This is a genomic window from Pseudomonas asplenii, assembly GCF_001293465.1.
Classification (GTDB): Bacteria; Pseudomonadota; Gammaproteobacteria; order Pseudomonadales; family Pseudomonadaceae; genus Aquipseudomonas; species Aquipseudomonas fuscovaginae_B.
Map to the genome: position 1 here is coordinate 675 of NZ_JSYZ01000032.1, position 1,058 is coordinate 1,732.

General features: G+C 66.3%; 1 protein-coding gene. It reads left to right on the top strand.

What is annotated here, in order from left to right; genetic code table 11:
* Window positions 1-1,058: non-ribosomal peptide synthetase (locus tag PF66_RS30155; protein ID WP_160320674.1), on the top strand; the 1,058-nt coding region annotated here is incomplete at both ends.

The following is a 1,058-nucleotide window of genomic DNA, read 5'->3' on the forward strand; positions in this document are numbered from 1 at the left end:
CGCCCCTGCTTGCAGGGGCTTGCGTGGTGGTGATCGAGGACACGGTGCGCGATGATCTCGACCGGTTCTGGGCCTATGTGCAGGACCAGGCGATCAGCGTCCTTAGTTGCGTGCCGTCGTACTTGGCGTATGCGCTGCGCAGTGGTCATGCCAAGCCGTCGGTGCGGCATGTCATTCTGGGGGGCGAGGCACTGGCCACGGAGTTGTGCCGCAGTATCCGCCAGGTGCTGGGTACCGAGCGGATCACCAACCTGTATGGGCCGACCGAGGCGACGTGCGATGCCACGGGGCACCGGGTCGGGTGGGACGAATTGGAAGACGCCAGCCAGTTACCGATAGGCGTGCCGGCGGCGAACTACCAGGTGTACGTGCTGGACGCACGGCTGGAGCCCGTGCCGGCCGGTACGGTCGGCGAGATCTATCTGGCCGGTGTCGGCCTGGCGCGTGGTTATTGGCAGCAGGGCGGGCTGACGGCGCGGCAGTTCGTGCCCAACCCCTACGGCGCAGCGGGTAGTCGGATGTACCGCACTGGCGACCTGGGGCAGTGGCGTGAAGACGGTTGCCTGCTCTATCGCGGGCGTCTCGACCAACAGGTCAAGATCAATGGCGTGCGCATCGAGCCGGGAGAGATCGAGGCGGTCTTGCTGAGGCATGAGGCGGTGGCACAGGCTGCGGTGCTGCTGCGTGGTGCCTCGCGCCTGGTGGGGTATGTGGTGTTGCACGAAGGGCAAGCGGTGGAGGTCGATGTCTTGCGTCAACACCTGTTGCAATGCCTGCCGGCCTACATGGTGCCCAGTGCCTTGGTGTTGCTGGCGTCGCTGCCGCGCACGGCCAACGGCAAGCTCGACCAGCGCGCCTTGCCGGAGCCACAAGCGCACAGGCCGGCCAGCCGTGCTGCGCGCGACGAGCAGGAAGCCTTGCTGTGCCGCCTGTTTGCCGAGGTGCTGGGCGTGGAAGCGGTGGGCATCGACGACAACTTCTTCGAAATGGGTGGACACTCGTTGCTGGCCATGCGTCTGGTCAATGCCGTGCGCGAGTCGTTGGGCGTGGAGTTGCCC